Source organism: Steroidobacter sp., from assembly GCF_016790065.1.
GTDB lineage: Bacteria > Pseudomonadota > Gammaproteobacteria > Steroidobacterales > Steroidobacteraceae > Steroidobacter.
The window spans coordinates 1-10,787 of the sequence record NZ_JAEUPY010000048.1; the positions used below are offsets into that span (position 1 = coordinate 1).

Annotated in this window: 7 protein-coding genes; 6 read left to right on the top strand and 1 reads right to left on the bottom strand. The window is 61.4% G+C overall.

The window, feature by feature from the left end; all coding sequences use genetic code 11:
* Positions 1-189 precede the first annotated feature (189 nt).
* Positions 190-2,031 carry a dihydroxy-acid dehydratase gene (gene ilvD / locus JNL55_RS01835; RefSeq protein ID WP_293848566.1) on the bottom strand — a complete coding sequence of 614 codons (1,842 nt, stop codon included), beginning with the start codon at positions 2,029-2,031 and terminating at the stop codon, positions 190-192.
* Between the two features lie 99 nt (positions 2,032-2,130).
* Here ilvD and JNL55_RS01840 point away from each other — a divergent pair, with 99 nt between their 5' ends.
* The 6 genes from JNL55_RS01840 to JNL55_RS01865 form a co-directional block, all read left to right on the top strand.
* On the top strand, positions 2,131-3,015 hold the full coding sequence (locus JNL55_RS01840; protein WP_293848567.1) for a LysR family transcriptional regulator: 885 nt from the start codon (positions 2,131-2,133) through the stop codon (positions 3,013-3,015).
* A gap of 109 nt (positions 3,016-3,124) precedes the next feature.
* A complete protein-coding gene (locus JNL55_RS01845) occupies positions 3,125-4,678 on the top strand; it encodes a serine hydrolase (protein WP_293848569.1) in 1,554 nt (517 codons plus the stop codon).
* 112 nt (positions 4,679-4,790) lie between these two features.
* Complete coding sequence (locus tag JNL55_RS01850) at positions 4,791-6,830, top strand: AsmA family protein (RefSeq protein ID WP_293848571.1); 2,040 nt, start codon at positions 4,791-4,793, stop codon at positions 6,828-6,830.
* A gap of 112 nt (positions 6,831-6,942) precedes the next feature.
* On the top strand, positions 6,943-8,175 hold the full coding sequence (locus JNL55_RS01855) for an alpha/beta hydrolase family protein (protein WP_293848573.1): 1,233 nt from the start codon (positions 6,943-6,945) through the stop codon (positions 8,173-8,175).
* A 152-nt stretch (positions 8,176-8,327) separates the two neighbouring features.
* Positions 8,328-9,401, top strand: a complete 1,074-nt coding sequence (locus JNL55_RS01860; protein WP_293848575.1) for a metal-dependent hydrolase family protein — start codon at positions 8,328-8,330, stop codon at positions 9,399-9,401.
* A 19-nt stretch (positions 9,402-9,420) separates the two neighbouring features.
* Positions 9,421-10,787: DUF885 domain-containing protein (locus JNL55_RS01865; RefSeq protein WP_293848577.1), on the top strand; the 1,367-nt coding region annotated here is incomplete at its 3' end.

Consider the following 10,787-nt stretch of genomic DNA (forward strand, 5'->3'; position numbering starts at 1 on the left):
TGACGCTGGTCGGCCAGATGATTTTGTTCGAGACGCTGTTCTCGCTGATCTACGGCCTGTTTTGGGAACGGCGCTTTCCCACGTCGTTGGAAAGCGCGGCGTTCGTTTTGGTTGTGCTCAGTGTGCTGTCTTGTCTGGCCGCGCACCGGCGGCCCGCTGTGATTGCAGCGGGCGCCTGAGGTCGAGTCGTCAGTCCGACAACAAATCCACATTACGCACGGCGCCTTTGTCGGCGCTGGTCACGAGCTTGGCGTAGGCCTTCAAAGCTGCCGTGACCTTGCGTGGACGAGGCAGCGCCGGCTTCCAACTCTGGTCGGACTTGAGCGAACGGCGACGAGCGAGCTCTTGGTCGCTGATGTCGACACGCACCGAGCGAGTCGCAATGTCGATGACGATGGTGTCGCCGTTCTCGATCAAACCGATGTTGCCCCCTTCAGCTGCTTCGGGTGACACATGGCCGATGGAGAGGCCAGAGGTTGCGCCTGAGAAGCGGCCGTCGGTGATCAGCGCGCAGACTTTGCCCAAGCCTTTGGACTTGATGTAGCTGGTTGGGTACAGCATCTCTTGCATGCCCGGACCACCGCGCGGGCCTTCGTAGCGGATGACGACGACGTCGCCGGCTTTCACTTTGCCGCCTAGAACTGCTTCGACTGCTGCGTCCTGGCTCTCGACCACGACGGCCGGGCCAGAGAACGACAGCATGCTTTCATCCACGCCAGCGGTTTTCACGATGCAGCCGCGCTCGGCGAGATTGCCATAGAGCACGGCGAGGCCGCCGTCGCGTCGATAGGCGGATTCAGACGAGCGAATGCAGCCGCCCTTGCGGTCGATATCCAGCTCTGGATATTTGCAGCTCTGCGAGAACGCGGTCTGTGTGCGAATGCCGGCAGGGCCAGCGCGGAAGAATTCATGGACGGCGACGTCAGTCGTGCGGGTCACGTCCCACGAGTCCAGTGCTTTCGCGAGCGACTCGGAGTGAACCGTCGGCACGGAAGTCTCCAACAATCCCGCGCGATCCAGCTCGCCGAGAATGGACATGACGCCACCGGCTCGATGCACGTCTTCCATGTGATAGTGGCTCGAAGGCGCGACCTTGCACAGCACCGGCACTTTGCGTGACAGCCGATCGATGTCGCTCATGCTGAAGTCGACGCCGCCTTCCTGCGCAGCGGCCAGAAGATGCAGCACGGTGTTGGTAGAGCCGCCCATGGCAATGTCCAGGCACATCGCATTCTCGAACGCGGCTTTGCCGGCGATGTTTCTTGGCAGCGCTCGCGCATCGTCGTTCTTGTAGTAACGATGGGCCAGCTCGACGATCATGCGGCCGGCCTTGCGAAACAACTGTTCTCGATCCGCATGCGTGGCGACCAGCGAGCCATTGCCGGGCAGCGACAGTCCGAGCGCTTCAGTGAGACAGTTCATCGAATTGGCGGTGAACATGCCCGAGCAGGAGCCGCAGGTGGGGCAGGCCGAGCGTTCGATCTTTTGCACGTCTTCGTCCGAAACGGAGTCGTCGGCCGCGGCCACGATAGCGTCGACCAGATCGAGCGACACGTTCTTATCGGCGAGCCGCGTCTTGCCGGCCTCCATCGGGCCGCCCGAAACAAATATCACTGGAATGTTCAGGCGGAGCGCCGCCATCAACATGCCGGGCGTGATCTTGTCGCAGTTGGAGATGCACACCAGCGCGTCGGCGGTGTGCGCGTTACACATGTACTCCACGCTGTCCGCGATGATGTCACGTGAGGGCAGGCTGTAGAGCATGCCGTCGTGGCCCATGGCGATGCCGTCATCCACTGCGATGGTGTTGAACTCTTTGCCCACACCGCCGGCTTTCTCGATTTCCGCGATCACCAGCTGGCCCAGGTCCTTCAGGTGCACGTGACCGGGCACGAACTGAGTGAAGGAATTGGCGACCGCGATGATGGGCTTGTTGAAGTCGTCGTCCTTCATGCCGGTGGCGCGCCATAAGGAACGGGCGCCGGCCATGTTGCGGCCGAAGGTGCTGGTACGCGAGCGATAGGCTGGCACGGGTTGAGTCTCTGAAACGGGTGGCCCGGCAAGTTTGGCTTGGCGCCGGCTATACCTGCCAATACAATCTTGAGAGGCTCGTTATAGGGTTTACGAATAATGGAACTGCGTCAGCTGCGCTATTTCATTGCCGTCGCGGAGCTAGGCAGCTTCTCGCGCGCGGCTCACAGGCTGCATATTTCGCAGCCGCCGTTGTCGGTGCAGGTCAAAGCGCTGGAGGACGAACTCGGCGTGCGTTTGCTCAACCGAACCACTCGCGGAGCGTCACTGACGGCCGCCGGCACCGCGTTTTTCGAAGAGGCGCGCGCCGCGCTGGTTCGATTGGAGAGCGCGAAGAGCAAAGCGCTGCTAGCGGAGCGAGGCGACATCGGCACGCTCGCCATCGGCTTCGTTTCCATTGCCGACTACGGCATCCTGCCGCCGGCATTGAAGAGTTTCCGTTCGAGTTATCCGCTGGTGGAAGTGCAACTGCATGAACTCACCACCGACGCACAGCTTCGCGAGCTGCGCGCGTCCCGCTTGGATCTGGGCATCGCGCTGGGCCCGGTTGGTGAGCCGGACATGCAGTTTGATCGTTTGTTACAAGAGGAACTGGTGCTCGCAGCGCCCGCAGGTCATGCGCTCGCCAAAGGCGAGGGGACCATCGATCTTCGAACGTTGTCCAAGGAAAGCTTCATCATCCCACCGCGTGACATCGCGCCGGGCTTGTACGATCTGATTCACGACCATTGCCGCTCCTTCGGTTTCGCGCCGCGAATCACTCAGCATGCACGTCAGATGCAAACAGTGATCAGCCTGGTCGCGAGCGGCATGGGCTTCGCGCTGGTGCCATCCTCACTGCGCAATTTGAAACGTCACGGCGTGCAATATCGTCGCTTGCGTGGCAAGGCGGCTCGCGTCGAACTCGGCATCTTGCGCTCACGAGGCGCGAGCAGTCCGCTCGTCGATCGTTTCATCGAAGCTCTGCGCAGCGCGGCGAGATGATTTTTTTCGGTAAAAACACCCAACGGCGCCTCGCTGCATTGACCGCCGGCGCGACTCGCGTCTAAATGGCCGCTTCGCGTTCCGAAGCGCCCTCGCATCGCCCGACACCATGCAAACAGTTCCGCGGTTTCTGTGCCGATTCGCCTTCGTCGTAGCGGCATTCGTCGCCGTTCCTGCCTCGGCTAGCGATGCGCCGCTGCCAATCGGCGAGATCGACGCTCGGATGGGCGCGATCCTGAAAGAGTGGGACCAGCCCGGCTTGGCCATTGCTTTGGTCACCCGTGACCGCGTGCTTCATGAGAAGGGCTTTGGTGTTCGCGATCTGCGCAACAAGCAGCCCGTCGATGAGCGCACCATGTTCGGGATCGCGTCGGTGTCGAAATCCTTTGCCTCGGCCACGGTGGCGAAGCTGGTCGCGGACGGGCGCATGAACTGGGACGATCCGGTGGTGAAGCATCTGTCGTGGTTCGCCATGCCCCGCGATCGCGATACTACGGAAGTCACGTTGCGCGATTTGCTCAGCATGCGCAGCGGGTTCGGTAGCTCGGAGTACACGTTCCGCCGCGCGAGTGCGAATCGGACGGATCATGTTCGTCGCATTCGCTACCTCGAGCAGATGCATCCCTTGCGCAGCGAATTCCTGTACACGACGGACTCGTACACGGCGATTGGCGAAGTCGTCGCGACCGTCACGGGTCGGCCTTGGGAAACAGTCGCGGCGGAAACGCTGTGGAAGCCCATCGGCATGACGCGAACCAATGCGGATCACACCGCGGCGCGTGCCGACAGCAACGCTGCGTCTCCACACATCACCGTGGACGGTCGCAAGCAAGCCATCGACTGGATTTACGAGGACTACAACGCGCTGCCCGCCGGTGGCGTTAACTCGACCGCGCACGATCTTGGCTTGTGGCTGCAGTTCCAACTCAACAACGGCAGCGTGAACGGTCAGTCGGTGCTGTCGAGCAAAGCGCTGCTGGAAACCCGTGTGCCTCACACGCCTGATCGCGGTCGCTCCCCCGGTCGGGGAGCGTGGTCGGTGGCTGCGGGCGAGGGCGACGATGCGTTTCGTCATCCGGCGTATGCGATGGGATGGTTCGTGCACGCGTATCGAGGCCACGACATCGTGTGGCATTCCGGCGGCATCGATGGCTTTCGCAGTCTGATCGGCTTCTTGCCCGACGACGATGTCGGCATCGTGGTGCTCACCAACGCCGATCAGTCGATGCTTGCCATGGCCACGTTCCAAACGCTGGTCGATGCGGCTTTGGGCCGGGGTGTTTCGGACCGATGGAGCCAGAGCTTCCGACGCATGGCTCTTGCCGATGCCGACGCCGCGAAAAAACGCCGCGCGGAACTGGAGAGCGGACGTCTTAAAGGCACCAAGCCCTCATTGCCGCTCGATCGCTACACCGGCACTTTCGCCGACAATGGCGCGTTCGGTGAAACTCGCGTGCACGTCGAGAATGGCAAGCTCGTGATCGACGCCGGTCGGATGCAGTACGAGCTGAGTCATTGGCAACAGGATCAGTTCCAAGCCAAGCCGCGCTGGCCCTACGAAATGGAATCGCGAAATTTTTTCGTGAGCTTCCGGCTCGATCCGCGCGGCCAGATCGCCGGTTTCGATTTCAGCACCGGCTCAGTGTTCAAGCGCCTGAAATAATTGCCGACGCCCTGGTCGTCAATGGAATGGTCGTGAAGGGGATTTGCGACGCCGGCTGTCGAGGATTACCGCTACGGAGGAACGTGTAGTCGGTTCGGGTAGTTAGCACTGGGTGAGCGACGACGATCCAGCCACCCATCGACCGGACACACACCGCTTGCCGCCCAAAGCGCGGACGGCGCTGAAGTGGACCGGCATCACGGTGCTGGGACTCTTCGTCGTGGTCCTGCTGGTGTTGGCGTTCGCCGATTGGAACCGACTGAAGGGCCCGATCGAACGGATGGCGAGTGCGGCCTCCGGTCGCGTCGTGAAGATCGAGGGCGATCTGGATGTACACATCTGGTCGTTCACACCGCGAGTTCGTGTCGGCGGTTTAGTGGTGGGCAATCCACCTTGGGAACAGGCCAAGCAACCCATGGTGCAGATCGAGCAGATCGATCTGCAGGTGAAGTTGCTGCCGCTGTTCATCGGCGACGTCATCCTGCCGCGCGTCGAACTCGTCAAACCCAATGTTTATTTGCATCGAGACGTGCAAGGTCGCGCCAACTGGACGTTCGAGAGCACCAGGCCGAGCAATGCGCCTGCGGGCAAACCCGCCAAACTGCCAGTGGTGCGAGACTTCCTGATTCAAGACGGCGAACTTACCGTTCGAGATGAAATCCTGAAGTTGAAGGTCGATGGCAGCGTGCAGGCGCATGAGTCCATCGGTCAGAACGAAACTTTTGCGTTTCGAATTCGCGGCAAGGGCACCATCAACCAGCAGCCGTTCAATATGAATGTGGGCGGCGGACCGTTGATCAATCTGGATCCCGACGATCCGTATCCCTTCAAGGTGCAGGTGGCTGCCGGCGACATTCGGGTGCAGTCCGATGGCAAGGTGAAAAAGCCGTTCGATCTCGGGCAGGTGGAGTTGAACGTGCATGCCAAGGGCGGCGATCTCGCCGATCTTTATTATCTGACCCAGCTTGCTTTACCGAACACACCGCCCTTCGATTTCTCGGCTCACGTCGAGCGGGATGGGCAGATCACCACGGTGAATAAACTCACGGGAAAGGTGGGCCGTAGCGATATCGGCGGTGAATTGCGGTTGGACTCTTCCAAGAAGCGGCCGTCGCTCACCGGCAAGCTAGAGTCTCGCCAATTGCGGCTCATGGATCTCGCGGCGTCGCTGGGTGCGGAGCCTGCTAAAGCGGGCAGCTTGGAGGGACATAGCGAGGCGCCGAAGCCCTCGACCGAGGGAGCGAAGGAAGCTGCACCGGCGAAGGCGAGCGCGCGTTTGTTTCCTACTGCGCGCTTGCAAGTGAATCGCGTCAGGGCAATGGATGCGGATGTGCGCTTCCAGGCGGGATCCATCGATGCGGGCACGGTGCCGCTGAAGAAAGTGGCCTTTCATATCAAGCTCGATGACGGCGTGCTGGAACTTGCGCCATTCGAGTTGGAAATGCCGCAGGGCCTGGTTCGCGGCACTGCGCGCGTCGATGCACGGGGCAAGATTCCCGAAAGCAAAGTCGATGTACGAATCCAGAATGTTCAGCTCGATCAATTGAAAGGCAAGAAGCCGGACGCAAAACCGCCGCTGGGCGGCATCGTGCAGGCGCGTGCCGTCATCGAAGGCAAAGGCGATTCCGTCCACGACGTGATGGCGGGTGCGGATGGAAGAGTATCGCTCGTCCTGCCACACGGAGAAGTGAACGCCGCGCTCGCTGAGCTGACTGGCATCAACGTGGCTCGCGGTATCGGCTTGCTGCTGAAAGGCAGTGACGACAAAACCGAGATTCGTTGCGGAGTCGCGCAGTTCAACGTGAAAGATGGCGTCATGCGCGCCGACAACGTGGTGTTCGACACGAAAGATGTTCGCATCGCCGGCCGAGGCGAAATTCGCCTCGGGCCGGAAGAGCTGGATCTCTCCATCAAAGGCGAGCCCAAGAAACTGCGGCTGGCTCGATTACGTACGCCCGTCGAGATCAACGGTCACCTTCGCGATCCGAGCATCGGCGTGAACGCGGGCAAGGTGGCCAAGCAGGGGGCCGTCGCCGCCGCGCTTGGCGCAGTGGTGGCACCAATCGCCGCCGTCATCGCATTCGTCGACCCCGGCCTGGCCAAGGATGAGAACTGCGCGGCGCTGCTGGAAACCGCTGAGACGGGGTCTTGAGCCGAGCCAGGTGGAAAATCAAAAATTCGGCGGGGCGCTGACAAAGCTGAGTAGCGCGTCCTGAGCGACGATTGGGCTGTGTCACGCCGCTGACGGCGATCAGGAGCCGCGCTTGCCGCCCACTATTCGCTTGCCCAAGCCCACCGGGCGACATCCGATCGGCGTCGTTGATGTCGAGTTCGTCGACCCTGGTCGGGAAGAGTGCTTTGCGCCCGGTCAGCCGCGACGAATTCCTGCGCGCGCCTGGTATCCGGCCGCCTCCGTAACGGGCTCGCCGCGGCCCTACGCCAAACCGCTCGAAATGGAGCACGTCATCGGTCGGTTCTGGACTCACTCGCTGCCGCTCGGTGCGAGCTTTGGCGAGCTGTTCAACATCCCAACTCATTCTTATGAAGGCGCGCCGCCGCTCGGTGGTCCGCTGCCAACCGTGGTGTTCTCACACGGTGTGTTTGCCTATCTGCAGTCGAATACGTTTTTGATGGAGCATCTCGCTAGCCATGGCTACCTGGTGGTCGCCATCAGCCATCCCTACACATCGAGCGCCACGCTGCATGAGAACGGCGACGTCGTCCTTGCCGACGCCGCATTGTTTACCGAAACGATGACGCAAGGTTTTGCGCCGGACTATCTGGCTGCGTACCTGGATCCCGACATCGGCACGCGTCATCAGGCGCAACAACGAAACATTCGCAACTTCGTGCTGGCCCCGCACTATCTGATTTGGGAACAAGATTGTCTGCACGTCATCGACCGCTTGCTCAACGGCGCTCTACCTGGCGCGGGCGCGAGTCTGCGCTCGTTGGTGGATTCAGAGCGCATCGGCACGATTGGCATGTCGTTTGGATCGAGTGCCTCGGCCGCGGCACATCGACACCCACGCGTTCGCGCGACGGTGAACCTCGATGGCGGTGTGTTCGACGCGGACCTGTTCGATGCCGAGATCGATGCGGCTAGCCTGGTCATGCACCATGACTTCAGGTTGGGGCTGCCCGGGAAAACGTTGTCCCCGCATTCCGAGTTCTTCTTCGAGCGCCTGACTGGCATCGGTACCCGCGAGGATGTGATCCGCGTCGAGACCCGAGGTTCGATTCACTACAGTTACACCGATCTGTGCCTCATCCCTCCGGAAATCGGCCAATCCAGTGCCTCGGCCGCCGCGATTTGCAGCGCCATTGAGGGTCGGCGCATGAGCTGCGTCTTAAACGACTTCGTACTGCGTTTCTTCGAGCGCTACCTGTGCGGCTCCGGCCCGGGGCTGGATGTGGCATTTCGTGCGCGGTACCCGGAGGTGCTCGACGTGGATCTCAGCTACGTCCGTCATTGGGCGGCGGCGCGCTCGTGTTGATCTTCAGAAACGCGCGCGTGTTGGACGTTGCAGCCGGGCTGCTTCGCGACCCTGCGGATGTCGTGATCGAACGAGGGGTGATCCGTTCAACTGAGGAGCGGATGTCCACAGCATCACACGCAGCCACGATTGACCTCAAAGGCCGAACGCTCATGCCAGGCCTGATCGACGCGCATGTGCATGTGATGATTTCCGAACTCAACATCGGCAAGCTGAAACAAATGCCGGCCACGCTCGCGGCACTTCGCGCCGGCCCCATTCTCAGCGGCATGTTGGACCGAGGCTTTACCACGGTACGCGATACCGGGGGAGCCGATCATGGCTTGAAGGAAGCATTGGCCAGCGGCGTCGTGCGAGGTCCGCGGCTGTTCATTGCCGGGCGAGCCATCAGCCAAACCGGTGGGCATGTCGACTATCGCGAACGCACCGAGAGCGGTCCGGTCGGTTGTGGATGTTGCAGCGGGTTGGATCTGTTGTGTGCGGTGGTCGATGGTGTGCCCGGCATGTTGGCAGCGGTGCGCGAGCAGCTCAGGCAGGGCGCCGACCACATCAAACTCACCGTTTCGGGCGGCGTCGCTTCGCCTCACGATCCGCTCGAGAGCTTGCAATTCACGCCGCAGGAGATTTCGGCGGCGGTGCAAGCAGCGACGGACTGGGGTGCTTACGTGTGTGCTCATGCTTACTCTTCGGCAGCGATCTCGCGCGCACTCGATTGCGGCGTGCGGTCCATCGAACACGGCAACATGATCGATGCCAAGACCGCGCAACAAGCCGCTGAGCAGGGTGCCTTCGTGGTGCCAACATTGGTGACCTACGATTGCCTGGATCGTTTTGGCGCCGAGCTGGGCATGAGTGAGGCGAGCCGTGCCAAGAACACCAAGGTGCTGCAGGCGGGAGTCGCGTCGTTGGAAATCTGCAAAGCCGCCGGCGTTCGGCTCGGCTTCGGCACGGATTTGCTCGGCCCCCTGCACGAACACCAGTCGCGCGAATTCTTGATCCGCTCCGAAGTGCTGACGCCAGCGGAACTGCTTCGCTCGGCAACTTTGACCAACGCGTCGCTACTCCAACGCGACGGTCAACTCGGCATCGTTGCTGAAGGCGCGGTCGCCGATCTGATCGTGGTCGATGGCGATCCTTTGTCCGATCTGGCGCTGTTGCAGGATGGCGGCGCGCACATTCCGCTGGTGATGCAGGCGGGCAGTATCGTCAAGAACGCCCTGCTTTGATTGTAGAGGACCGATATTTATGACTTCGGATTCCGTGTCCCGCCGAATCGGCACCGCGCAACGTATCGTCGAGGACGCCTGGGAAGAGGTGCGTCGTGGTCCTTACGTTCAGCAGAACTTAGGGATCATGCCGTCGCGGCTGCCGGATCTTTCGTTCGCCGAAGTGTCTCGGAAGTCCGAGGTCGGGCAGAAACTGCTGAAGCGCATCGACGCTCTCGATCCCGATGGGTTGCCGCACGATCTCGCGCTCTCATTGCGTGTCGCCCGGTCGCGTGCGGGGATCTGGGCGCGAGAGGCTGATTGGTACTGGACGGTGTGCGATCCGAGCTGCGTTGGCTTTTTCGGCATGTTCCTACCCACGGCCTACTGCGCCGGTTTCCTGCTCAACTTTGCCCACGCGACCATTCGGAGTTTTCGCTTTCAAGATACCGGCGACCTGGACCGGTACCTGGGACTCGCGGCGGACTACGCACGTATGTTCGATCAAATGCGCGAGCGCACCGTGGGGCAGGCGGAGCGTGGCATGCGCATGCCTGTGTTGCAGATCGCTTCGGCTCGCACATTGATTACTGGCTTCAAGGGCCAGATCCGCGATGTTTGGAGCGTGACCCCTGAGCGCCTCGGTGGTCTGGGTACAGCGGCCTTCTCGGTGGAACTCGAACGTCGTATCAATCACAGCATCGCACCTGCCTTCGACGCTTTGCTGGCCGTATTTGACGACGACTATCTCGCCAAGGCGCCGACCGCTGTCGGCATGGGGCAGTACGCAGGTGGCGCTGAAATTTATGAAGCGCTGGTGCGCGTACACACGACGCAGGATCTTTCGCCGCAACAGGTATTCGAGAAGGGCCATGCGCGCATGGCGCAGATCGAAGCGCAAAAGGCCAAGGTGCGCGACGAGCTGGGATTCAAGGGCGACGATGCCGCATTTCTAGCGAGCATCGCAGCTGATCCACGCTGGCGGGCCGAAACGCCGGCGGCTATCACGGCCGTGTTCCAGCGTTACATCGACCGACTGGCGCCGCGCTTCAAGGAGTTGTTCCGAACTGCGCCGAACGCTGACTATGGCGTGGAGCCTTTGCCGGAAGCGCTGCAAGGCTCGATGACTTTCGGCTACTACGACGCGCCTCGGCCTGATCGCAACTCAGGTCGATACTTGTTCAACAGCGCGAACCTGTCGCGTCAACCGCTTCATAACGTCGCGGCGCTGAACTATCACGAGTTGGTCCCCGGTCATCATCTGCACATGGCCACGCAGCGAGAGAACACTGCGCTACATCCGCTGCGCACTCATAGCTTCGTCAACGCATACAACGAGGGCTGGGCGGAATACGCCGCGACCTTGGCCGGTGAAGTTGGAATGTATGAGCAACCGGAGGAGCGCTA